Annotated in this window: 19 protein-coding genes; 15 read left to right on the forward strand and 4 right to left on the reverse strand. The window is 71.4% G+C overall.

Going from position 1 to position 21,695, the window contains the following annotated elements; all coding sequences use genetic code 11:
* Nucleotides 1-68 precede the first annotated feature (68 nt).
* The 11 genes from J7E22_RS10925 to J7E22_RS10975 all read left to right on the forward strand — a co-directional run bounded on the left by J7E22_RS10925 (nucleotide 69) and on the right by J7E22_RS10975 (nucleotide 11,671).
* On the forward strand, nucleotides 69-1,589 hold the full coding sequence (locus J7E22_RS10925; protein WP_214981757.1) for an ABC transporter ATP-binding protein: 1,521 nt from the start codon (nucleotides 69-71) through the stop codon (nucleotides 1,587-1,589).
* Nucleotides 1,586-3,013, forward strand: a complete 1,428-nt coding sequence (locus J7E22_RS10930; RefSeq protein ID WP_374193269.1) for an ABC transporter permease — start codon at nucleotides 1,586-1,588, stop codon at nucleotides 3,011-3,013. Before J7E22_RS10925 ends, J7E22_RS10930 begins: the two co-directional genes overlap by 4 nt.
* Before the next feature lie 5 nt (nucleotides 3,014-3,018).
* The gene (locus tag J7E22_RS10935; protein WP_214981864.1) at nucleotides 3,019-4,299 is read left to right on the forward strand and encodes an ABC transporter permease; all 1,281 of its coding nucleotides are present in this window, start codon (nucleotides 3,019-3,021) and stop codon (nucleotides 4,297-4,299) included.
* A 16-nt stretch (nucleotides 4,300-4,315) separates the two neighbouring features.
* Nucleotides 4,316-4,831, forward strand: a complete 516-nt coding sequence (locus J7E22_RS10940; RefSeq protein ID WP_308159223.1) for a cytidine deaminase — start codon at nucleotides 4,316-4,318, stop codon at nucleotides 4,829-4,831.
* Nucleotides 4,832-4,834: 3 nt separating this feature from the next.
* Nucleotides 4,835-6,121, forward strand: coding sequence for a thymidine phosphorylase (locus J7E22_RS10945; RefSeq protein WP_214981758.1), 1,287 nt, complete (start codon nucleotides 4,835-4,837; stop codon nucleotides 6,119-6,121).
* Nucleotides 6,122-6,194: 73 nt separating this feature from the next.
* Nucleotides 6,195-7,307 carry an adenosine deaminase gene (locus J7E22_RS10950; RefSeq protein ID WP_214981759.1) on the forward strand — a complete coding sequence of 371 codons (1,113 nt, stop codon included), beginning with the start codon at nucleotides 6,195-6,197 and terminating at the stop codon, nucleotides 7,305-7,307.
* Between the two features lie 3 nt (nucleotides 7,308-7,310).
* Complete coding sequence (locus J7E22_RS10955) at nucleotides 7,311-7,757, forward strand: PTS sugar transporter subunit IIA (RefSeq protein ID WP_214981760.1); 447 nt, start codon at nucleotides 7,311-7,313, stop codon at nucleotides 7,755-7,757.
* Entirely contained in the window at nucleotides 7,754-8,032 is a 279-nt protein-coding gene (locus J7E22_RS10960) for a PTS sugar transporter subunit IIB (protein WP_214981761.1), read from the forward strand. Before J7E22_RS10955 ends, J7E22_RS10960 begins: the two co-directional genes overlap by 4 nt.
* A 29-nt stretch (nucleotides 8,033-8,061) precedes the next feature.
* Nucleotides 8,062-8,889 (forward strand): purine-nucleoside phosphorylase, encoded by an 828-nt coding sequence (locus J7E22_RS10965; RefSeq protein WP_214981762.1) that lies wholly within the window; start codon nucleotides 8,062-8,064, stop codon nucleotides 8,887-8,889.
* Between the two features lie 5 nt (nucleotides 8,890-8,894).
* Complete coding sequence (locus tag J7E22_RS10970) at nucleotides 8,895-10,559, forward strand: phospho-sugar mutase (RefSeq protein ID WP_214981763.1); 1,665 nt, start codon at nucleotides 8,895-8,897, stop codon at nucleotides 10,557-10,559.
* Between the two features lie 539 nt (nucleotides 10,560-11,098).
* Nucleotides 11,099-11,671 (forward strand): hypothetical protein, encoded by a 573-nt coding sequence (locus J7E22_RS10975; protein WP_214981764.1) that lies wholly within the window; start codon nucleotides 11,099-11,101, stop codon nucleotides 11,669-11,671.
* Between the two features lie 71 nt (nucleotides 11,672-11,742).
* Here the strand turns inward: J7E22_RS10975 and J7E22_RS10980 are convergent, their stop codons facing one another.
* Together J7E22_RS10980 and J7E22_RS10985 are read right to left on the reverse strand one after the other, a co-directional pair.
* Nucleotides 11,743-13,521, reverse strand: a complete 1,779-nt coding sequence (locus tag J7E22_RS10980; RefSeq protein ID WP_214981765.1) for a biotin carboxylase N-terminal domain-containing protein — start codon at nucleotides 13,519-13,521, stop codon at nucleotides 11,743-11,745.
* Nucleotides 13,522-13,600: 79 nt separating this feature from the next.
* Nucleotides 13,601-14,374 carry a nucleoside triphosphate pyrophosphatase gene (locus tag J7E22_RS10985; protein ID WP_214981766.1) on the reverse strand — a complete coding sequence of 258 codons (774 nt, stop codon included), beginning with the start codon at nucleotides 14,372-14,374 and terminating at the stop codon, nucleotides 13,601-13,603.
* Nucleotides 14,375-14,388: 14 nt separating this feature from the next.
* Here J7E22_RS10985 and J7E22_RS10990 point away from each other — a divergent pair, with 14 nt between their 5' ends.
* From J7E22_RS10990 to J7E22_RS11005, 4 genes are all read left to right on the forward strand, one after another.
* Nucleotides 14,389-15,648 (forward strand): class I SAM-dependent RNA methyltransferase, encoded by a 1,260-nt coding sequence (locus tag J7E22_RS10990; RefSeq protein ID WP_214981767.1) that lies wholly within the window; start codon nucleotides 14,389-14,391, stop codon nucleotides 15,646-15,648.
* Nucleotides 15,649-15,814: 166 nt separating this feature from the next.
* On the forward strand, nucleotides 15,815-16,531 hold the full coding sequence (locus J7E22_RS10995) for a response regulator transcription factor (protein ID WP_214981768.1): 717 nt from the start codon (nucleotides 15,815-15,817) through the stop codon (nucleotides 16,529-16,531).
* A gap of 5 nt (nucleotides 16,532-16,536) precedes the next feature.
* Nucleotides 16,537-17,790 (forward strand): sensor histidine kinase, encoded by a 1,254-nt coding sequence (locus J7E22_RS11000; protein ID WP_214981769.1) that lies wholly within the window; start codon nucleotides 16,537-16,539, stop codon nucleotides 17,788-17,790.
* Nucleotides 17,787-18,836 (forward strand): hypothetical protein, encoded by a 1,050-nt coding sequence (locus J7E22_RS11005; RefSeq protein WP_214981770.1) that lies wholly within the window; start codon nucleotides 17,787-17,789, stop codon nucleotides 18,834-18,836. The genes J7E22_RS11000 and J7E22_RS11005 overlap by 4 nt, the downstream gene beginning before the upstream one ends.
* A gap of 885 nt (nucleotides 18,837-19,721) precedes the next feature.
* On the opposite strand, the gene J7E22_RS11010 is transcribed toward J7E22_RS11005, so the two are convergent.
* The gene (locus tag J7E22_RS11010) at nucleotides 19,722-20,033 is read right to left on the reverse strand and encodes an acyl-CoA carboxylase subunit epsilon (protein ID WP_308159224.1); all 312 of its coding nucleotides are present in this window, start codon (nucleotides 20,031-20,033) and stop codon (nucleotides 19,722-19,724) included.
* Nucleotides 20,030-21,625 carry an acyl-CoA carboxylase subunit beta gene (locus tag J7E22_RS11015; protein ID WP_214981771.1) on the reverse strand — a complete coding sequence of 532 codons (1,596 nt, stop codon included), beginning with the start codon at nucleotides 21,623-21,625 and terminating at the stop codon, nucleotides 20,030-20,032. Before J7E22_RS11015 ends, J7E22_RS11010 begins: the two co-directional genes overlap by 4 nt.
* Nucleotides 21,626-21,695: the final 70 nt, after the last annotated feature.

Raw genomic sequence — 21,695 nt, forward strand, 5'->3', positions numbered from 1 at the left:
ATCCCTCGCCCGCGTTCTCGCGCGCTGACCCTCCCTGGCGCGTCCGACACAGAAATAGAATCCCGAACATGAAGCTCGAACTCCGCGGCATCACCAAGCGGTTCGGCCCCCTGGTCGCGAACGACCACATCTCGCTCACCGTCGAGCCGGGTGAGGTCCACTGCCTCCTGGGCGAGAACGGTGCCGGCAAGTCGACCCTGATGAACGTCCTGTACGGCCTGTACCAGGCCGACGAAGGCGAGATCCTGCTCGACGACGTCGCCCAGGACTTCGACGGGCCCGGTGACGCGATGCGCGCCGGCATCGGCATGGTGCACCAGCACTTCATGCTCGTGCCGGTCTTCACCGTCGCCGAGAACGTGATGCTCGGGCAGGAGCAGACGACCTTCGCCGGTCGGCTCGACCTGGCCGGGGCCCGCAAGCGCGTCCGTGAGATCTCCGACCGCTTCGGGTTCGACGTCGACCCCGACGCCAAGGTCGAAGACCTGCCGGTCGGCGTGCAGCAGCGGGTCGAGATCATCAAGGCGCTGTCCCGCGACGCCTCCGTGCTGGTGTTCGACGAGCCGACGGCCGTCCTCACCCCGCAGGAGACCGACGAGCTGATGGGCATCATGCGCCAGCTCCGCGCGGCCGGCACCGCCATCGTGTTCATCACCCACAAGCTGCGCGAGGTCCGCGAGGTCGCCGACCGCATCACCGTGATCCGACTCGGCAAGGTCGTGGGCGAGGCCTCGCCCACCGCCACGAACAACGAGCTCGCGGCGCTCATGGTGGGCCGTTCCGTCTCGCTCGTCGTGGACAAGACCCCGGCGACAGAGGGCGAGGATGCCCTCGTGGTCGACCACCTCACCGTCACCGACCCGTCCGGCGTCGTGCTGGTCGACGACGTCTCGTTCACCGTCCGTCGTGGCGAGGTGCTGGCGATCGCCGGGGTGCAGGGCAACGGCCAGACCGAGCTCACCGAGGCGATCATCGGGCTCGAGGCCGCCCACGCCGGGCGCGTCACGCTCGACGGGCGGGAGCTCACCGGCCGGAGCGTCAAGCAGGTGCTCGACGCCGGGGTCGGCTTCGTGCCCGAGGACCGGCAGGAGGACGGGCTCGTCGGCGAGTTCACGATCGCCGAGAACCTCATGCTCGACCGTGCCGACCACGCCGAGTTCGTCCGCGCGGGCACCATCCGGGCCGCGGAACGGGACGCGTTCGCCGACGAGAAGATCGCCGAGTTCGACATCCGCACCCCGTCCCGAGCGACCGCTGCCGGTCGGCTCTCCGGTGGCAACCAGCAGAAGATCGTGCTGGCGCGCGAACTGAGCCGCGACCTCCGGTTGTTCGTCGCGGCCCAGCCGACCCGCGGCATCGACGTCGGGTCGATCGAGTTCGTGCACAAGCGGATCGTCGCGACCCGCGACTCCGGCGTGCCCGTCATCGTCGTGTCCACCGAGCTCGACGAGGTCGTCGCGCTCGCCGACCGGATCGCCGTGATGTACCGCGGCGGGATCGTCGGCATCGTCCCCGCGGACACCCCGCGTGACGTCCTCGGCCTGATGATGGCCGGGGAACTCCCAGAAGGAACGGAGCTGGCGGCGTGACCGCGCAGGACCCCCACAACACGACGCCCGAACCGCCCGACGCGACCGACCGGCCCGACGTGACCGACCGGCCCGACGCGACCGACGCGGAGACGCACACCGCGCCTCCCGTCACCACCGAACCCGCGCCGGTCGACGACCGCCTGCAGGACGTCGGCGGTGCCCCGCACCTGATGACCGACTCCGCAGCCGACGCCGAGCGCCGTGCCGGCGCCGGCGGCACCGACCGGTGGCAGGCCGCGATGCAGAGCATCGTGAACGGCTCCGTGCTCGTCACGGTCCTGGCCGTCGTGCTCGCCCTGGTCGCGTGCGGCATCCTGATCGCCGTCACGGACCAGAACGTCCGGAGCGCCGCCGGGTACTTCTTCGCCCGGCCGACGGACACCCTGCAGGCGATCGGCACCGCGGTCGGCGGCTCGTACGCGTCGCTGTTCCAGGGGTCGGTGATCAACTTCGGCGCGAGCTCGTTCGGGCAGGCCGTCGTGCCGCTCACGCGGTCGATCGACTACGCGGTCCCGCTCATCGCTGCCGGTCTCGGCATCGCGCTCTCGTTCCGCGCGGGCCTGTTCAACATCGGCGGCCAGGGGCAGATCCTGATCGGTGCCGCGGCTGCGGCATGGGTCGGCTTCGCGGTCCACCTGCCGGCTGCGATCCACATCCCCCTCGCCATCGTCGCCGGCATCGTCGGCGGCGCGGTCTGGGCCGGCATCGTCGGTCTGCTGAAGGCCCGGACGGGTGCGAACGAGGTCGTGCTGACGATCATGCTCAACTACGTCGCGCTCTACTTGGTCAGCTACCTGCTCCGCACCCCCGGACTCCTGCAGGCGCCGGGCAGCACGAACCCGATCTCACCCGCGACCGACCCCAGCGCGGTGCTCCCGTCGCTGTTCGGCCCCGGGTACGGCATCGACCTCGGGTTCATCGTCGCCCTGATCGCGGTCGTGGTCGTGTGGTGGCTCGTGAACAAGTCGTCGCTGGGGTTCCAGTTCCGGACCATCGGTGAGAACCCCCGGGCCGCACGGGTCGCGGGCATGAGCGTCCCCTCGCTGACGGTCTGGGTGCTCGTGATCTCCGGCGCCCTCGTCGGGATCGCCGGTGCCTACCAGGTGCAGGGTGCGGTCACGACGGGCTTCACCTCGAACATCGACGCCGGCATCGGCTTCGACGCGATCACCGTCGCGCTCCTCGGCCGGTCGAAGCCGTGGGGCGTGTTCTGGGCCGCGCTGCTGTTCGGCGTGCTGAAGAACGGCGGCTACGCGATGCAGGCCGCCAACGGCATCCCGATCGACATCGTCAGCGTGATCCAGGCCCTCATCGTCCTCTTCATCGCGGCACCCCCGCTCGTCCGCGCGATCTTCCGGATCAAGCAGCCGGGCGCTCGTCGCACCAAGCAGAACACCAAGCGCAAGGCGGTCGCAGCGTGAGCACCATGAGTCCCACGGCGGCGCACGCGGCCCCGCTCACCGACCGTCCGGTCGAGACCACCCGCAGCTGGAAGCTGCCGATCGGGTACGGCGTCTTCACGCTCGTCGCGCTCGTGCTGTTCGGCCTGCTGCACCGTCCCGGCTCGACGACGTTCCGCCTGGCGAACGCCGGGGACTTCTTCCAGCTGCCCGACGTCCCGCTGGCCGTCGGTGCGACCGGCACGATCGTCATCGTGCTGCTGGCCCTCGGGACCGCGTACGCCGTGTGGGTCGTGTCCCGCAACGGACGCGTGCCGCTCTGGGTGACGTCCGTCTTCGCGATCCTGTTCGTCGTCGGGTTCCTCACCTGGGCGGCCGCCGGGGCGACGATCCCGCTGCCCGGCCTGCTCGTCGGGGCCCTCGGTCTGAGCGTCCCGCTCGTCTTCGGCGCGCTGGGCGGCGTCATCTCGGAGCGGGTCGGTGTCGTGAACATCGCGATCGAGGGTCAGTTCCTCGGCGGCGCGTTCGTGTCCGCGATGATCGGCTCGCTCACCGGCTCCGCCTGGGTCGGTCTCGTCGGCGCGATCATCGCGGGTGTCCTGGTGTCGTTCGTCCTCGCGGCGTTCAGCATCAAGTACCTCGTCGACCAGGTGATCGTCGGTGTCGTCATCAACGCGTTCATCTCCGGCCTGACCGGGTTCCTGTACTCGCAGGTCCTGTCGCCCGCCGAACAGACGCTCAACGTCGGCATCCGCTTCCCGACGCTGCCGATCCCGCTGCTGCACCAGATCCCCGTCATCGGCCCGGTCTTCTTCGAGCAGAACGTCATCGTCTACCTGGCCTACATCGCCGTCGCGGTGGTCACGTTCGCGCTGTTCAAGACCCGCTGGGGCCTCCGCCTGCGTGCGGTGGGCGAGCACCCGCAGGCCGCGGACACGGTCGGCATCAACGTGTCGCGGACCCGCTTCTGGAACGTGTCGCTCGCCGGCGCGGTCGCCGGGCTCGGCGGTGCGTACTTCACGCTCGGCTCGGTCGGGCCGTTCGCGAAGGACATGACCGCGGGCGCCGGCTACATCGCCCTCGCCGCGGTGATCTTCGGTCGCTGGGACCCGATCCGGGCGACGCTGGCGGCGCTGCTCTTCGGCTTCGCGTCGAACCTGCAGAACGTCCTGGGATCGATCAACTCGCCGGTCCCGAGCGAGTTCCTGCTCATGCTGCCCTACGTCGTCACGATCTTCGCGGTGGCCGGCCTGGTCGGACAGTCGCGGGGTCCGGCGGCATCCGGCAAGCCCTACATCAAGAGTTAGCCGGGAGGCACGGCACATGACCGACACGAACGCTGCGGACGACGACGCCACGGCTTGGACCGACCCGGCCACCAGCCTGGCCGGCGGGGCGGACGCCACCCCGTTCCTCCCGGCCGACGCGGCAGACGACGCGATCGACTGGAGCGCGCTCCGTGAGGCGGCCACGGCCGCCATGCGGCGCGCCTACGCGCCCTACTCGTCCTTCCCGGTGGGCGCCGCTGCGCTCACCGACGACGGTCGGATCGTGTCCGGCTGCAACGTCGAGAACGCCTCGTACGGGGTCACCCTGTGCGCCGAGTGTTCCCTCGTGTCGCAGCTGCACATGACCGGCGGCGGCAGGCTCGTCGCCTTCACGTGCGTCGACGGCGACGGCGCGACGCTCATGCCGTGCGGCCGGTGCCGGCAGCTGCTGTTCGAGCACTCGGCCGAGGGCATGCTGCTCGAGACCGTCTCCGGCATCCGCACGATCGACCAGGTCCTCCCCGACGCGTTCGGGCCGCGCACCCTCGCCACCTACCAGCAGGAGCACTGAACCATGGCCGTCGAGCCGTTCGACACCGTCGACCTCATCCGCACCAAGCGCTCCGGAGCCGCCCTCGCGACGGCCGAGATCGACTGGCTCGTCGACGCGTACACGCGCGGGTACGTCGAGGACCCGCAGATGGCGGCGCTCGCGATGGCGATCTTCCTGAACGGGATGGAGCGGCGCGAGATCCGGGACCTCACGCTCGCGATGATCGCGTCGGGGGAGCGGATGTCGTTCAGCGGACTCGGCAAGACGACCGTGGACAAGCACTCCACCGGCGGGGTCGGGGACAAGATCACGCTGCCGCTCGCGCCGCTGGTCGCGTCCTTCGGGGTCGCCGTGCCGCAGCTGTCCGGCCGCGGGCTCGGACACACCGGGGGCACGCTCGACAAGCTCGAGTCGATCCCCGGGTGGCAGGCCGCGCTGTCGAACGCGCGTCTCGGCGAGGTGCTCGAGGACGTCGGCGCGGTCATCTGCGCCGCCGGGTCCGGCCTCGCCCCCGCGGACAAGCAGCTCTACGCCCTCCGGGACATCACGGGCACCGTCGAGAGCATCCCGCTCATCGCGTCGAGCATCATGTCGAAGAAGATCGCCGAGGGCACCGCGGCGCTCGTGCTCGACGTGAAGTTCGGGTCCGGTGCGTTCATGCCGACGTACGAGGCCTCGCGGGAACTCGCGCAGACGATGGTCGACCTCGGGAAGGACGCCGGCGTCGCCACCTCGGCGCTGCTCACCGACATGGAGGTCCCGCTCGGGCTCACGATCGGCAACGCGCTCGAGGTGCGGGAGTCCGTCGAGGTGCTCGCCGGTGGCGGACCGGCGGACGTGGTGTCGCTGACGCTCTCGCTCGCGTCCGAGATGCTCCGCCTGGCGGGTCTGCCGGACGCGGACCCGGCTGAGGCCCTGGCCGACGGGCGTGCGATGGACACGTGGCGTCGGATGATCTCCGCGCAGGGGGGCGACCCGGACGCGGCGCTGCCGGTCGCCCGCGAACAGCACGTCGTCACGGCGACGACGTCCGGCGTGCTCGCGACGCAGGAGGCCCTGCCGTTCGGTGTCGCGGCCTGGAGGCTCGGTGCCGGTCGCGCACGCGCCCAGGACCCGGTGCAGGCGGGCGCTGGCATCGAGCTCCACGTGAAGCCCGGGGACACGGTCACGGCGGGGCAGCCGCTGTGGACGCTGCACACGGACGAGCCGTCGCGGTTCGAGCGGGCCCTGGAGTCGCTCAAGGGGGCGTGGTCGATCGGGGAGTCGGCGGAGGCGCGGGGGCCGATCGTGCGGGAGCGGATCGTCTGAGGGTTGCGCACGTGCGCGTGCGCTTCCCGCACCCGCGGGCGGGTCGCCTGACGCCTCCGCTAGCCTGGGGGTCATGAGCGCCGACGCCACGACCTACCGCCTGCCCGACGCCGGAGCGGTCATCAACGACCTGCCGAAGGTCTCGTTGCACGACCACCTCGACGGCGGACTGCGTCCGGCGACGATCATCGAACTCGCGGCGGCCGAGGGCATCGACCTTCCCACCACCGACCCGGACGCACTCGGGCAGTGGTTCGCCGACCAGTCCAACTCCGGGTCGCTCGTCGAGTACCTCAAGACCTTCGACGTCACCACGGCCGTCATGCAGACCGAGGCCGGACTGCACCGGATCGCGAAGGAGTTCGTCGAGGACCTGGTCGCCGAAGGCGTCGTCTACGGCGAGGTCCGGTGGGCACCCGAGCAGCACCTCCGCGGTGGGCTGACGCTCGACCAGACCGTCGAAGCCGTGCAGGCCGGCATCGAGGAAGCCGTCGACGCCGCCGGCGGGTCCATCCGCGTCGGGCAGCTCGTCACCGCCATGCGGCACGCCGACCGCTCGCTCGAGATCGCCGAGCTCGCCGTCCGGCACCGTGACCACGGGGTCGTCGGGTTCGACATCGCCGGGGCCGAAGCCGGGTTCCCCGCGTCGAACCACCGCGCGGCGTTCGACTTCCTGGCCGCCGAGCTCTTCCCGGTCACCGTCCACGCGGGCGAAGCGGACGGCCTCGCCTCGATCCGTTCGGCGCTGGTCGACGGCCGGGCGCTGCGACTCGGCCACGGCGTCCGGATCTTCGAGGACATCACGCTCTCGGACGCCGGGGACGGCTCGACCCTGGCCTCGCTCGGTGAGGTCGCGTCGTGGGTCCGCGACCGGGAGATCCCGCTCGAGGTCGCGCCGTCGTCCAACCTGCAGACCGGCGCGATCGCGGCGTGGGGCGACGACCTCGCCGACCACCCGTTCGACGTGCTCTACCAGCTCGGCTTCCGCGTCACGGTCAACACCGACAACCGCCTGATGAGCGGCACCACCCTGTCGCGGGAGCTCGCGCTGCTCGCCGGCACGTTCGGTTACGACCTCGACGACCTCGCCGCGTTCCAGATCAACGCGGCGCTCGGCTCCTTCCTGCCGCTCGAGGACCGCGAGGAGATCATCGCGACCATCACCTCCGGGTACCAGGAGGCCTGACGCATGCCGCTGCCGCCGCTGCCGGACGACGCCGTCGTGCTCGGGGCCACCGCGTCCACGTGGCGCGAGGCGCTCCGGGTGGCGGGCGGCGCGCTCGTGTCCTCCGGTGCCGCAACGGACGCCTACACCGACGCCATGATCGACCTGGTGGACGAGCACGGGCCGTACATCGTGATCTCCCCGGGGCTGGCGTTCGCGCACGCGCGCCCGGGGGCTGCCGTCCTGCGGGACGGCCTCGCGGTCGTGACCCTCGCGTCACCCGTGTCGTTCGGGCACCCGCACAACGACCCGGTCCGGGTCGTGCTCGGTCTGGCGGTCGCGGGGATCGGCTCGCACCTCGAGTCGATCGGCGCGATCGCGAACCTGTTCAACGACGCCACGGTCACCGGCCGCCTGGCGGACGCGACGACCGCGGACGAGATCCGTTCGATCATGGGAGTACCGGCATGAAGATCGTCACCATCTGCGGAGCGGGGATCGGGTCGAGCGGGATCCTCAAGGTCAACGCGGAGAAGGCCCTCTCGTCGCTGGGGCTGGTGGCCGAGGTCATCGCAGCGGACGTCGCCTCCGTCCGCGACGTCTCGGCCGACGCCAACGTGATCCTCACGAGCCAGGAGTTCGTCGAGGCGATCGGCGACACCTACGCCGAGGTCATCGTCATCCGGAACCACTTCGACCAGGGCGAGATCACGGCCGCCGTCGACCGGGCGCTCGGCGAGCACTGACGCGGGAGTCGGCCCTCTAGCATGGGTGCATGAGCACGGAGAACCCGCTGAACGACCCCGCCGCCGACCCGTTCGAGATCGCTCGTGAGGCCGCCGCCGTCATCGCGTCGACCTCCGGGATCGAACGCCACGACATCGCCCTGACGCTCGGGTCCGGATGGGGCAAGGCCGCAGACCTCATCGGTGAGACCGTGTCCGAGATCCCCGCGTCCGACGTCCCCGGCTTCAGCGCCTCGGCCGTCCCCGGGCACTCCGGCACCGTCCGGTCGATCCGTCTCGCCGACGGCCGGCACGCCCTCGTGATCGGTGCGCGGACGCACTACTACGAGAACCACGGCGTGCGCCGTGTCGTGCACAGTGTCCGCACCGCGGCGGCGACCGGAGCCTCGATCATGGTGCTCACGAACGGTGCCGGCGGCATAAAGGAGACCTGGACGCCCGGCACGCCCGTGCTGATCAGCGACCACATCAACCTGACCGCGGACAGCCCGCTCGAGGGCGCGACGTTCGTCGACTTGACCGACCTGTACTCGGCACGGCTGCGGGCGGTCGCACGGACCGTCGACCCGACGCTCGACGAGGGCGTCTACACGCAGTTCCGCGGCCCGCACTACGAGACCCCGGCCGAGGTCCAGATGGCCAAGGCGATCGGCGGCCACATCGTCGGCATGTCCACCGCGCTCGAGGCCATCGCGGCCCGGCAGGCCGGCATGGAGATCCTCGGGTTCTCCCTCATCACGAACCTCGCCGCCGGCATCCAGAAGACGCCGCTCTCGCACACCGAGGTGCTCGAGGCCGGCAAGTCCGCCGAACCCGTCATCGCGGACCTGCTGGCCCGCGTCGTCGCAGCGCTGTGACCCCGGTGAAGATCGATCTGGAGGCCGTGCTCGCGACCGCGCGCGCGTGGCTGTCACAGGACCCCGACGCCCAGACGCACGACGAGCTGGCCGTCGCCATCGACGCGGCCGCCGACGGCTCGGGTGCTGCCGCCCGCGAGCTGGTAGAGCGGTTCGACGGCCGTCTCGCGTTCGGCACCGCGGGCCTCCGCGCGGAGCTCGGCTGGGGACCCCTCCGGATGAACCGCGTCGTGGTGACCCAGGCGGCTGCTGGTCTCGCCCGGTTCCTCATCGACACCGGGCGCCAGCGCAGCGTCGTCATCGGCTACGACGGCCGCGTCAACTCGGACGTCTTCGCACGCGACTCGGCGGAGGTGATGCGCGGCCTCGGGCTCGACGTCACGCTGCTGCCGTCCGCGCTGCCGACCCCCGTGCTGGCGTTCGCGGTCCGGCACCTCGACGTCGGTGCGGGCGTGATGGTCACGGCGAGCCACAACCCGCCGCGGGACAACGGCTACAAGGTGTACCTCGGCGGTGACGACGAGGGGTCGCAGATCGTGCCATCGGTCGACGCGACCATCGCTGCGGCGATCGACGTGGTCGCCGCAGGATCGATCGCAGACCTGCCACGCGCCTCCGACTACACGGTCGCGACCGCCGCGCTCGTCGATGCCTACGTCGCCGCGACCGCCGCAACGGTCCCGGCCGCTGCGCTTCCGGTCGATCAGCAGCCCAGCGTGGTCTACACGGCGATGCACGGCGTCGGTTGGGCGACCGCACGCGCGGTCTTCGCCGCTGCGGGCTTCGCGATCCCGACGACGGTCCCGGAGCAGATCGAGCCGGACGGCGCGTTCCCGACGGTGTCGTTCCCGAACCCCGAGGAACCGGGCGCGATGGACCTGGCGATCGCCCGCGGGGTCGAGGTCGGTGCGGACCTCGTCATCGCGAACGACCCCGACGCCGATCGATTGGCCCTGGCGATCCCCGACGGCTCGGGATCGTACCGACGGCTGTCCGGCAACGAGGTCGGGTGGCTGCTCGGGTGGCGAGCCGCGTCCCGGGCGTCGGCGGCCGGCGTCACCGGCACGCTCGCGGCGTCGATCGTGTCGTCTCCCGCGCTGTCGCGGGTCGCGGCCCGCCACGGCCTGGAGTACCGGGACACCCTGACCGGCTTCAAGTGGGTCTCGCGGGTCCCGGACCTGCTCTTCGGGTACGAGGAAGCCCTCGGCTACCTCGTCGACCCGCAGGTGGTGCGGGACAAGGACGGCATCTCCGCGGCGCTCGAGCTGCTGTCGCTGGCGTCGTCGCTCGCGGCCGAGGGATCGTCCATCGCCGGACAGCTCGGGGCCTTCGCTGCCGAGTTCGGCGCCTTCGCCTCCGGCCAGGTGGCGACCCGCGTGGACGACCTGTCGCGCATCGGGACGATCATGGCGGCACTGCGGTCGTCTCCGCCCGAGTCGCTCGGGGGTCTCGCGGTCGAGTCCGTGACGGACTACACCGACGGGGTGGAGGGCTTCCCGCCGTCCGACATCCTGCGCTACGACCTGTCCGGCGAGGCGCGGGTCATCGTGCGCCCGAGCGGCACCGAGCCCAAGGTGAAGGTCTACATCGACACCGTCGCCAAGTCACCCGCCGAGGCCCAGCGCCTCGTCGACGCCCTCGCCGCCGACATCCGCCCCCGCGTCTCGTAGGCGTCCCGCGCGCGCCGGAACCAGGTTCCGGACACAGCACCGCGTCGTTACGTGGTGCTGTGTCCGGACCACGGTGTCGCGCGCAGTCCACAAGTCAGGGCTCGGCGGGGGAGTTGTCCACAGCTGGTCGTGATGGTGAATTCGTGCGACTGGAGGTGCGCGATCCTCCACGGATGGAACAGCTTCCGTTGATGCCCTCGCCGATCGACCCTTCCGCCGCCCGGAGCCTCCGACGCGAGCGCCAGCAAGGCGCTCACGTCCGCGTGGGGCCCGGGATCTCGACCCCGGCATCCGCGTTTCGTGACGCATCGGAGCCGGTCCGCCACCGCGCCCGGATCGAAGCGGTCCTCGCGGCGTCGCACGACGGCCTCGTCGTTTCCCACGCATCCGCAGTCGTCCTCCACGGCCTGCCCTGGTTCGGCTCGCTACCCGACCGGGTCCTCCTGACGGACACCAGCCGAGACCGAGCACAGCGGTTGCGCTTCAGCGACAAGGTGCCGGCCCGAGGTCGATCCGTCGGCACCAGCGTCGTCGACGGGATGGTCGTCACAGATCTCTGCACCACGGCGGTCGATGTGGCTCTCCGTCATGATCAGGGCCACGCCATCGTCGTGCTGGACGCAGTGTTGCGGAGGGGCATCGACAAGGCCGCACTGGTGGCCGAGCTGGAGTCACGATCGACCCGCCGTGGGCGGGCGCGCGCACGGGCGCTGATCGAGCTCGCCGACGCCGAGATCGAGTCGCCCGGTGAGAGCATCGCGCATCTCGTGATGCGAGACCTCGGACTTCCCGAGCCGGAACTGCAGCACGAGTTCCACGGACCCGGCGGCTTCCTTGCGCGCGTCGACTTCTGGTTCCCCGACCACGGCGTCGTGGTCGAGTTCGACGGCGTGACGAAGTACCGCGACCGAGCCGTTCGGGGAGACCTGACCGCGGAGGACGTCGTGGTCGCCGAGAAGTTCCGCGAGGACCAACTCCGGCGGCTGGTGGAAGTCAACAGCGTGGCACGGTTGACGTGGCGGGACGTCATGCCAGGCGGGGAAGCCCCACCAGTGCTCCGTCGGGCTGGTCTCCCCGTGCCGCGCGCCATTCATCGCACGCCGGCCTGGTGAACCACGAATCGGACACAGCACCGCTGCGAATCGGGGTGCTGTGTCCGGAACCTGGTTCCGGCGGCGCCGCCCTACGCGAGCTCGAGCAGCACGTGGCCGGACGAGATCGTCTGGCCGACGGGGGCGTTCAGCCCCGTGACGACGCCGTCCTTGTGCGCCTGCACGGGCTGTTCCATCTTCATGGCCTCGAGCACGACGAGCAGGTCGCCCTTCACCACGTGGTCACCCTCGGCGACCGCGAGCTTCACCACGGTGGCCTGCATCGGCGACGCCACCGTCGAGCCCGACGCCACGCGCCCGCCCTTCACGGCGGACGACCGGCGCTTCGGGGGAGCCGAGGGACCAGCGGGACGACGGCCGGCAGCACCAGCGCCACCACCGACGATCGACGGCATGGTCACCTCGATGCGCTTGCCCTGCACCTCGACCACGACGCGCTCACGCTCGGCGGGCGCCGGGAGTTCCTCGGTCGCGCCGGACCACGCGGGGATCTCGTTGACGAAGTCCGTCTCGATCCACTGCGTGTAGATGCTGAACGGCGTCTCGTCGTCGGTGGCGAACGCGGGGTCGGACACGACGGCGCGGTGGAACGGCAGGACGGTGGGCAGACCGGTGACCTCGAACTCGGCCAGCGCACGACGGGACCGTTCGAGGGCCTCCGCCCGGGTGGCGCCGGTGACGATGAGCTTCGCGAGCATGGAGTCGAACGAGCCGGACACCACGTCGCCCGACACGACGCCGGAGTCGACGCGGACACCGGGGCCGGACGGCGCGTTGAAGGCGTGCACGGGGCCCGGCGCGGGGAAGAAGTTGCGACCCGGGTCCTCGCCGTTGATGCGGAACTCGAACGAGTGCCCCTTCGGTGCCGGGTCGTCGTAGTCGAGCACGCCACCCTCGGCGATGCGGAACTGCTCGCGGACGAGGTCGATGCCCGTGACCTCTTCCGAGACGCAGCGCTCGACCTGCAGGCGGGTGTTCACCTCGAGGAAGGAGACGGTGCCGTCGGCGCCGATCAGGAACTCGCAGGTGCCGGCGCCGACGTAGCCGACCTCGCGCAGGATCGCCTTCGATGCCGAGTACAGCGCGTCGTGCTGCTCCGGGGTGATGTACGGGGCCGGCGCTTCCTCGACGAGCTTCTGGTGGCGACGCTGCAACGAGCAGTCGCGGGTCGACACGACGACGACGTTGCCGTGCTCGTCGGCCAGGCACTGCGTCTCGACGTGCCGCGGCTTGTCGAGGTACTTCTCGACGAAGCACTCGCCCCGGCCGAAGGCGGCGATGGCCTCGCGCGTGGCGGACTCGAAGAGCTCCGGGATCGACTCGCGGGTGCGGGCGACCTTCAGGCCACGGCCGCCACCACCGAAGGCCGCCTTGATCGCGACGGGCAGTCCGACCTCGTCCGCGAAGTCCACGACCTCGGAGACGTCCTGCACGGGCTCGATGGTCCCGGGGGCGAGCGGTGCGCCGACCTTCTCGGCGACGTGCCGCGCGGAGACCTTGTCGCCCAGGCGCTCGATCGAGTCCGGCGACGGGCCGATCCAGATCAGGCCGGCGTCGATGACGGCGCGCGCGAAGTCGGCGTTCTCGGCGAGGAACCCGTACCCGGGGTGCACGGCGTCGGCGCCGGACCGTCGTGCGACGGAGATGATCTTGTCGATCACCAGGTACGTCTCGGCGCTCGTGGTGCCGTTCAGCGCGTAGGCCTCGTCGGCGAGGCGTGCGTGGAGGGCGTCACGGTCCTGGTCGGCGTACACGGCGACCGATGCCTTGCCTGCGTCGCGGGCCGCGCGGATGATGCGGACGGCGATCTCGCCGCGGTTCGCGATGAGGACCTTGCTGATACGGGGCATGGTAAGCCAGCGTATTCGTGCCCAGGCGGCCTGAATTGACTGGCACCCACAAAGAACCAGGGTGATCGAGTGTGGATGTCTACAGTGCCCAGAGGTCGTGCCAGGCCACGCCGAACCCCCGCAGCAGCATGGACCGCAACACGGGCAGCGAGAGTCCGACCACCGCGGAGGGGGCTCCGTCGATCCGGGTGATGTAGGCCGCGGCGCGTCCGTCGATCGTGAAGGCACCCGCGACCTCGAGGGGCTCGCCGGTTGCCACGTACGCGTCGATCTCCGCCGCGGACACGTCGTCGGCGAACGTGAGGACGGCGCTGTCGACGGCCACGACGCGGTCGCCGTCGGCGACCATCGCGGACCCGCCCGGCGCGACCTCCGTGATCAGGCCGTCCCCGGCCGTCGACGGCGGGAGGGGGCGGACGGGAGGCACGGTGCGGGCCGGTACCGCTCCTCCCGGCCCCATGGTGGTCGCGTCGTGACGGCGGTCGAGGACGCAGTGCCCGCTCCACAGGGTGCCGCCACCGGCGGCGAGCATCTGCCGCCAGCGCTCACGGGCGACCTCCGGGTCGTGCGGCTTGCCGTAGAGGCGTCCGTCGACCTCGAACGCGGAGTCACCGCCGAACACGAAACCGTCCACCGGGAGGCCGTCGACGGGGCCGTCCGCCACGGCGGAGGCCTTCGCGACCGCGAGGAGGGACACCAGCTCCGGCCCGGTGAGCTCACGGCCGAGCGTCTGCCGGGCGGCGTCGGCGGCTGCGTCCTCGTCGACGCCGGGGGCGACGAGGACCGGCTCGATCCCGGTCTGCGCGAGGAGCGCACGGCGGGCGGGGGAGGTACTCGCGAGGTACAGACGCATGGGAACATCGAACCATGGGTGAATCGGTCGGAACACTGCTCGAACTCGACGTCACCGGGATCGCCCACGGCGGCATCTCGGTGGCACGGCACGACGGTCGGGTGGTCTTCGTCTCCGACGCGATCCCCGGCGAGAAGGTCGTGGCACGCGTGACCGAGGACCGGAAGAAGTCGTTCTGGCGTGCCGACACGGTCGAGGTCCTCGAGCCGAGCGAGCACCGCGTCGCCCACGTCTGGCCGGAGGCCGCGCTCGAGCGCGACCCCGCCGAACGCCCCGGCGGTGCCGAGTTCGGCCACATCGCCCTCGCCCACCAGCGCACGCTCAAGCGCGACGTCCTGCTCGACTCGTTCGCCCGGTTCGCGCACACCGACCTGGTCGAGACGCTCGGACACGACGTGATCGTCGAGGCCGCGCCCGGTGACGACGAGGCGAACGGCCTCGGCTGGCGGACGCGCGTGCGGCTGCACGTCGACGAGGACGGGACCGCCGGCCCGTTCGCGGCGCGCTCCCACACCGTCGTGCCCGTGACCGGGTTGCCGCTCGCGACCGCCGTCGTGGAGCAGGGCGCTCCGCTCGGCCGCGGGGGGCTGCCCGGTGCGTCGGTCGTCGACGTGCTCGCGCCCGCCGGTGCCGAGGGCGCCCGGCTCGTCATCGACGAGCAGCGCCCGACCGTGGTCACGGAGACCGTCGGGGACCGCTCCTTCGCGGTCGACGACAACGGTTTCTGGCAGGTCCACCGCGCGGCGCCCGCCGTGCTGACCGCCGCGGTGCAGGACCTGGTCGACCGGGAGCGCCTCGACGCAGAGGGGCAGCACCTCGACCTGTACGGCGGCGTCGGGCTGCTCGCTGCGGCACTCGGGGACCTCATCGGCCCGAAGGCCCGCGTGACGAGCGTCGAGAGCGCCCCGCGGGCGACCGAGCACGCGCAGGCGAACCTGGCGGAGTGGCTCGGGGCGCGCGCCGAGACCGGTCGAGTCGACCGCTGGCTCGCGCGGACCGTCGCATCGCTCACGGCCGCCGAACGCACGCGCTTCCGCACCGGCACGATCGTCCTCGACCCGCCGCGCTCCGGTGCGGGCCGCGAGACCGTCGTGCAGATCGCGGCGCTCCAGCCCGCGCAGGTCGTCTACGTCGCGTGCGATCCGGTCGCGCTGGCACGTGACGTCGCGACGTTCGCGGACCTCGGCTACCGCCTGGAGGCGCTGCGGGCCGTCGACCTGTTCCCGCACACCCACCACATGGAGGCCGTGGCGCGGTTGGTGCCGGTCGCGTGACCACGGTCGGTGCCGGGTCCCGACCGCCGCAGGTTCCGAGGCGCTGACCACTATCCGCGTGGCGCGGGGCTGAGAAATCCGAACCTGGGTCCGACCTGGGTATCCTGGGTTGCTGATGGCAACCCGGTTTCAGGGGCCGGTACGCACATCGGAACGAGAGGCCATCGTGGCAACAGCAGCGACAACCACCACCGGGACGACCGGCGATGCGACCCACCCGGTCCGCGTCGCGATCGTCGACGACCACGAGTCCGTGCGACTCGGCATCCAGGCCGCGTGTCAGAACGAGGGCTTCGAGGTCGTCCTCACCGCGGCGAGCGTGCCGGAGTACGTCCAGAACCTCCAGGGGCGCGAGGTCGACGTGGTCGTCCTCGACCTGTCCCTCGGCGACGGGTCGACCGTGACCGAGAACGTCAAGGGCGTGCAGGGCACCGGCTCGGCCGTGCTCGTGCACTCGATCGCGGACCGCGTCGCGAGCGTCCGGGAAGCCCTCGCCGCCGGCGCGGCCGGGGTCATCCCGAAGTCGTCCGCGACGAAGACCGTGATGGCAGCCGTCGCGACGGTGGCGCGCGGTGACGTGCTGAACAACCTCGAATGGGCGAGCGCGATCGACGCGGACCGCGACTTCGCGAAGGCCCAGCTCGGGCGCCGCGAGCGCGAGATCCTGCACCTGTACGCCTCCGGGCTGCCGCTCAAGCTGGCCGCCCAGCAGCTCGGGATCGGGTACTCGACCGCTCGGGAGTACCTCGACCGGATCCGGGTGAAGTACGTCGAGGTCGGCCGTCCCGCCCCGACGAAGGTGGACCTCCTCCGACGCGCGGTCGAAGACGGCATCCTGCCCGGACTGGACTCCGGGATCGATCCCGACGGCGAGGGTCGCTGACGCAGATGACGACCGCGGGGAGGGCGACACCGGTGATCGTCGAGCCGGCGCCCTTCGGCGTGGACCCGTCGCGGAGCGTCCGCGCGTCGTTCACCCAGGCGTCGGTGGAGCGGGTGTTCGCGATCCTCATCGCGGTCGCGGCGCTCGGCTTCGGCGCCACCACCGTCCCCGCGGTCCTCGCGCAGTTGCCGTACCTCGACCCCGTGTGGGGTGTGGCCGCGGCGTCGGCGGTCGCGGCGTCGTTCGTGTTCGTCGGGGTGTCGGCGTTCGTGCAGCGCTGGGCGCAGTTCGCGCAGATCCTGTGCGCGCTCCTGTTCCTGGTGGCCCTCGTCACCTGGCCGCTGACGGTCCAGCACCCGATCCCGAAGGACCAGGTGCCGTGGCCCTGGTGGCTCTGCACCGTCGGTTCCACGGCGGCGGCGATGGGGTTCGCGTCGTGGCGTGCGACCGTCTACACGGCGCTCGTGCCGACGGTCTACGTCCTGATCCGGCTGACTCCGACCGGTGGTGACGCCGGGTTCCTCCGAGCGTTCCTGGACGGCGCGTACACGGCGATCCTCAGCGGGGCCGTCCTCGTGATCGCGGTGGTGCTCCGACGGGCTGCCACCGCCGTCGACGTCGCCCAGGCCACGGCGGTCCGGCGCTACTCGCACGCGATCCGGGAGCACGCGACGGAGGTCGAGCGCGTGCAGGTCGACGCCATCGTGCACGACAGCGTGCTCACGACCCTCCTGTCGGCCGCGAGAGCGGACACCCCGGAGGCGAAGGCCCTCGCCGCGCGGATGGCCCGGAACGCGATCGACCACCTCGAAGCCGCCGCGACGGACGCCCCCGGCGAGGGCACGCCCGTCTCGCTGGCTGAGCTCCGCACCCGGATCGCCACCGCCGTGTCCGCCCTGGCCGCGCCCGTCGACGTGCGTCAGCGCCGGATCGGCGACCTGTCGGTGCCCGCTGTCGTCGCGGAGGCCGTGGCCTCCGCCGCCGTGCAGGCGGTCGTGAACAGCGTGCAGCATGCCGGTGGCACCGACGTCGAGCGGTGGGTCGTGGTCGAGCAGCGCGGGGCCGGTGTCCACGTGGAGGTCGGCGACGAGGGCGCGGGCTTCGACCTCGCCGCGATCCCGGCCGAACGGCTCGGTGTCCGGCGGTCGATCATCGAGCGCGTCGTCGCCGTCGACGGCACCGCGGAGATCCTGACCGCACCGGGGGAGGGCGCCCGCGTGCTGCTCGACTGGTCCCCGGGATCGGCGGTCCGGTCGTGAGGGTCTCGATCCCGGCGGGCGTCGCGATCGGCCTCGCCGCACTGTTCTCGCTCTACCACCTGCTGCTCGCTGCGACGACGCTGTCGCACGTCCTGCACGTCGGCCCGGTCGTCACGTGCATGGTCCTCTACGCCGCCGCCACCGCGATGGCGCTGTTCGTCCCCGGTCGGACGCTGCCGATGTGGACCGCCTGCTTCTCGCTCGCGACGGCGGTGGTGATGCCGATCATCGCCGCGCCCGCCGTGGAGCTGCGCTCGGGTCCCGGGTACGCCACCTGGTGGATCGCCGCGGTCGGGACGCTCATGGTGGTGCTCGTGGTCCGCGGACGGGGCCCCTTCGCCTGGGTCGGCGTCGGTTTCGTCGCCGTGCACACCGTCGCGTGGGCGGGACTCGGCGCGCTCGGGTCGCTCGGGGTGCTCGGCAGCGTCGCGTGGGTCGCGATCGCCACCGGGTTCTCGGTGGCGATGAACCGTGCGACCCGGGTCACCCGGGACTTCATGCGGGCCGAGCAGGAGACGGTCGACTGGCAGGCCGCGCAGGACGCGCACGTGTTCGAGCGGCAGTTCCGGCTGCGGCAGACCACCCGCATGGCGCTGCCGATGCTCGAGCGGATCATCGCGACGCGGGGCGAGCTCGACGAGGCCGACCGTCGGGAGTCGCTGCACCTCGAGCAGGCCATCCGCGACGAGATCCGCGGTCGGTCCCTGCTGTCCGACGACGTCCGCGAGGAGGTCATGCGCCTCCGTCGTCGTGGCGCCACCGTCCAGCTGCACGACGACGGCGGCCTCGACGAGCTGGAGATCGACGAGCTCCGGCGGATCCACCTCCGCGTCGCAGAGGCCCTGCGGCAGGTCCGTGACGCCGACAACGTGATCGTCCGCACCGTCTCCGAGGGCTCGGACGTCGCCGTCACGGTGGTGGGGTTGCGGCTCGACACGGCGGCCAGCGAGTCCGCGGCACTCGGCGCGGGACTCGACGACGACGATGGTGACGAGGACGACTCGGTCGCCCTCTGGCTCGAGATCCCGCGGCACGCCGACGCCTGAGCGGGGTGGGGGTCGTGGCGACGCGCCCGTCGGCGTGGCGGCTCCGAACCGCGCCTCGCGTCGGACGGACGGCTCGTCGCACTTGAGTGCGTGTGCATGTTCCGACGATCCACCTGTCGAACTCGTCGTGTCTCGTCGCCGGATGCACACGCAGCTGTTGCGTGCGCATGGTTCGACGGTCCACGCGTCGATCGACGGGTGGATCGTCGTCGCATCCGCGTGCATGGTGCGCGCCGGCTGCCGGGCCCGAGCGACTTCGCGGCTGTCGTGCGACGGCCGCGGTGTCGTTCGGCAACCGCAGAGGGCCGCGGCTCCGACCGGCTCGCGACAGCCCGGAGAAACAGCCCGGAAATGGGGAACGGGCCGGTCGGAATCCGACCGGCCCGTTCACGACCCGGATCTGAGCGATAACCCGAATACCGCCCTGACCCGTAGCGGGCGGTGGCTTCGTACCCTAGTCGGCCACCGTCCTGCGATGTTCTTCGTTGAAGGACACCGAACACCAGTAATACTGCCCTGTGCGAACCCTGTTGTCAGTCGTCATTATGGGGGACAAAATCCGCGTTTCGTGTCGCATATTGCACCGTGTTGTCCCCCGAGCGAGGGGAGACCGACCGGGAAGTGCGATCTGCAACGTCGATACCCGCCGGTACGTCAGGGGTACATGCTCGCGGTACGGGACCGGACGCGCAAGACCCGAGGCGCACCACCCGGCGCGCAAGACCCGACGTGCCCGACCCGACCCGCTCGACCTGACGCGGCTGACCCGACTCGCGTGACTGCGGTGCCGACGGTCTGACTTGCAGGTCCGCGCCGCAGCGCCGGCACGCAGCGGACCCCGGGCCGGGTCCGGTCGGGGTCCTGTGCAGCACGGAGCGTGGGGCGTCAGCGCAGCGAACGCTCCCAGGCGCCGTGCCCGTGCTCGAGCGGTCGGCGGAGCCCCCGTGCCGAGACGTCCCAGCCGGACCGGGGCGACTCGGTAACCGGTGCGCGTCCGTTCGCCGCCGCTTCGTCGGCCTGCCGCTGGAGCACGGCGATGACGGCCGCGAGCTCCTCCGGGGACGGCTGACCCGACACCACCTGCACGTCGGCGACACCCCCGGGCGCGACCTCCGACCCCGCGTCGGTGCCGGGGCCGGGTGCAGCGGCGGCGTCAGCCCCGGCAGCGGGGTCCGGCAGCGCGTGGCGGCCGCTCACAGCGGGATGTTCCCGTGCTTCTTCGGCGGCACCGACGCCCGCTTGCCCCGCAGCGCCCGGAGCGCCTTGACGACGGCCACGCGGGTGGCGTGCGGCTGGATGATGCCGTCGAGCTCCCCACGCTCCGCAGCGAGGTACGGGGACGCGACGTTGTACGTGTACTCGTTCGCCAGTCGGGTGCGGACGGCGGCGACGTCCTCACCGGACTCCTCGGCACGCTTGATCTCGGCGCGGTACAGGATGTTCACCGCACCCTGGCCACCCATGACGGCGATCTCGGCGGTCGGCCACGCCAGGTTGATGTCGGCACCGAGCTGCTTCGACCCCATCACGATGTACGCGCCGCCGTACGCCTTGCGGGTGATGACGGTGACGAGCGGCACGGTGGCCTCGGCGTAGGCGTACAGCAGCTTCGCGCCACGGCGGATGACGCCGGTCCACTCCTGGTCGGTGCCGGGCAGGTAGCCGGGCACGTCGACGAGCGTGAGGATCGGGATCCCGAACGCGTCGCAGAACCGCACGAAGCGGGCCGCCTTCTCGCCGGCGTCGATGTTGAGCGTGCCGGCCATCGCCTGGGGCTGGTTCGCGATGATGCCGACGGTCCGGCCCTCGATCCGGCCGAAGCCGATCAGGATGTTCGGCGCGAAGAGCGGCTGGACCTCGAGGAACTCGCCGTCGTCCACCAGGTGCTCGATGATCGTCGTGACGTCGTACGGCTGGTTGGCCGAGTCCGGGATGACGACGTCGAGCTCGCGGTCGGCGTCGGTGGTCTCGAGTTCCGGCACCAGGTCGTACGCGGGAGCGTCGGACATGTTGTTGTCCGGCAGGAACCCGATGAGCGACCGCGCGTAGTCGAGCGCGTCGGTCTCGTCCTCGGCGAGGTAGTGGGCGACACCCGACACCGCGTTGTGGGTGTGGGCGCCGCCGAGTTCCTCGAAGCCGACGTCCTCGCCCGTGACCGTCTTGATGACGTCGGGGCCGGTGACGAACATGTGGCTGGTCTTGTCGACCATGATCACGAAGTCGGTGAGCGCGGGGGAGTACACGGCACCGCCGGCCGCCGGGCCCATCACGATCGAGATCTGCGGGATGACCCCGGACGCCTGCGTGTTGAGCCGGAAGATCTCGCCGTACTTGCCGAGCGCGACCACGCCTTCCTGGATCCGGGCGCCGCCGGAGTCGAGGATCCCGATGATCGGCACGCCGGTCTTCAGCGCGTGCTGCATCACCTTGATGATCTTCTCGCCGGCGACCTCGCCCAGGGAGCCGCCGAAGACGGTGAAGTCCTGCGCGTAGACCGCGACGTTCCGGCCGTGGATCGTCCCGACGCCGGTGACGACCGCGTCACCGTAGGGGCGCTTGTTCTCCATGCCGAACGCGTGGGTGCGGTGCCGCACGAACTCGTCGAACTCCACGAAGGAGTTGTCGTCGAGCAGTTGCTCGATGCGTTCGCGGGCCGTGCCCTTGCCCTTGGCGTGCTGCTTCGCGATGGCGGCTTCGCCCGCGGCGGTCACGGCTTCGTGGTACCGGTCGCGGAGGTCGGCGAGGCGGCCAGCCGTCGTCGAGAGATCGGGGGTGTCACCTTGAGTCACCCGCTCACCATACCGGCGGGTGTGACCCGGTCGGTTGGAGGACCCCCACGGTTCCTGCCCGTACATTTGC

Source organism: Curtobacterium sp. ISL-83, from assembly GCF_018613895.1.
GTDB lineage: Bacteria > Actinomycetota > Actinomycetes > Actinomycetales > Microbacteriaceae > Curtobacterium.

Bases quoted from the DNA above. Each gene is read 5' to 3' on its own strand.
- J7E22_RS10925 (WP_214981757.1), top strand. From the start codon at position 69: ATGAAGCTCGAACTCCGCGGCATCACCAAGCGGTTCGGCCCCCTGGTC.
- J7E22_RS10935 (WP_214981864.1), top strand. From the start codon at position 3,019: ATGAGTCCCACGGCGGCGCACGCGGCCCCGCTCACCGACCGTCCGGTC.
- J7E22_RS10940 (WP_308159223.1), top strand. From the start codon at position 4,316: ATGACCGACACGAACGCTGCGGACGACGACGCCACGGCTTGGACCGAC.
- J7E22_RS10945 (WP_214981758.1), top strand. From the start codon at position 4,835: ATGGCCGTCGAGCCGTTCGACACCGTCGACCTCATCCGCACCAAGCGC.
- J7E22_RS10950 (WP_214981759.1), top strand. From the start codon at position 6,195: ATGAGCGCCGACGCCACGACCTACCGCCTGCCCGACGCCGGAGCGGTC.
- J7E22_RS10955 (WP_214981760.1), top strand. From the start codon at position 7,311: ATGCCGCTGCCGCCGCTGCCGGACGACGCCGTCGTGCTCGGGGCCACC.
- J7E22_RS10960 (WP_214981761.1), top strand. From the start codon at position 7,754: ATGAAGATCGTCACCATCTGCGGAGCGGGGATCGGGTCGAGCGGGATC.
- J7E22_RS10965 (WP_214981762.1), top strand. From the start codon at position 8,062: ATGAGCACGGAGAACCCGCTGAACGACCCCGCCGCCGACCCGTTCGAG.
- J7E22_RS10975 (WP_214981764.1), top strand. From the start codon at position 11,099: ATGGTCGTCACAGATCTCTGCACCACGGCGGTCGATGTGGCTCTCCGT.
- J7E22_RS10980 (WP_214981765.1), bottom strand. From the start codon at position 13,521: ATGCCCCGTATCAGCAAGGTCCTCATCGCGAACCGCGGCGAGATCGCC.
- J7E22_RS10985 (WP_214981766.1), bottom strand. From the start codon at position 14,374: ATGCGTCTGTACCTCGCGAGTACCTCCCCCGCCCGCCGTGCGCTCCTC.
- J7E22_RS10990 (WP_214981767.1), top strand. From the start codon at position 14,389: ATGGGTGAATCGGTCGGAACACTGCTCGAACTCGACGTCACCGGGATC.
- J7E22_RS11000 (WP_214981769.1), top strand. From the start codon at position 16,537: ATGACGACCGCGGGGAGGGCGACACCGGTGATCGTCGAGCCGGCGCCC.